We start from the raw sequence: 1062 nt of genomic DNA on the forward strand, positions 1-1062 counted from the left end.
CGCGAGCGCTTACTGAGCGTGCCGGGTCGGGTGGCCGCGTTCGCCTTCGGCCGCGGCACCCTGTTCACCGGCACGGGCGAGGGCCGGGTCAGCGTGTGGAGCCTGCGTACCCGATCGCTGGTCAGGAGTTTCAGCGTCGCGGACGGAAGCGAGGGCGACCTCCCGCCGGTGGCGCTGGCCGCGGCCGGATCCAGGTTGATCGCCCAGCACGGTTCGCTGAGTGTGTGGGATCCCGGCACCGGCCGCCGGGCCGGCCGTCCGATCGCCCCCTGGGTGGAGCCGCGGGAGAGCGACGACGTGGGGCCGTACGCGAGCAAGGTCGGCACGATCGAGGTCGTGGCCACGACCGTGTACGGCGTCACCGAGGGCGAGCTGCGCTCCTGGGATCTGCGCGAGCGGAGTTTTCTGCGCAACTATCTCGCCGGACGTCAGGGGGAGGCGACCTACATCGCTTTCGCCGCCGGGGCGGGATTCGTCGCCGCAGCGGAGGAAACCGGCTCGGGCCGCCGGGTGGTGATCTGGGACGCGGCCTCCCAGCGGCGCGCGCGGACGCTCACCGGCCACGTGCTGAGCGTCACCACGCTGGCCGCGGGCACGCTGAACGGGGCACCGGCCCTGCTGAGCGGGAGCGCGGACAACACGATCAGGCTGTGGGACCCGGGCACGGGGCGGGAGCTGGGCCGGACGGAGTCGGCCGGTCCCGTCCGGCCGGTGCACCGCATCGTGCCCGCCACCGTCGGCGGCAGGCCGCTCGCGCTGACCGCGGACGGGGACGGTCTTCTGCGGTTGTGGGACCTGCGCGGCCGTACCCTGGTGCGCAGGTCCTTCAGGTTCGCGCCCGCCGGCGAGGACGGGGTGGACGTCCGCGGCCTGGCCGTGACCGAATTGGGCGGCGGGCCGGTCGCCGTCGTCGCGCACCGCGACCTCATGATCGTGGACCTGTCGACGTTGACCGCGGTCCGCACCCTGCCCGGCCTGGGGGAATTCCAGCTCCTGCGGCGCGACGGCCGGCCCGCCGTCGTGGCCAGGGAGGCGCGCGAGGACCGGGCGAGGTTGTCGACC

At 74.5% G+C, this 1062-nt stretch carries 1 protein-coding gene; it reads left to right on the forward strand.

Features of this window, described 5'->3' with window-relative positions:
* Nucleotides 1-18 precede the first annotated feature (18 nt).
* Nucleotides 19-1062: WD40 repeat domain-containing protein (locus tag ACFWY5_RS58010; RefSeq protein ID WP_379640403.1), on the forward strand; the 1044-nt coding region annotated here is incomplete at its 3' end.

This window comes from Nonomuraea sp. NPDC059007, assembly GCF_042740555.1.
GTDB lineage: Bacteria > Actinomycetota > Actinomycetes > Streptosporangiales > Streptosporangiaceae > Nonomuraea.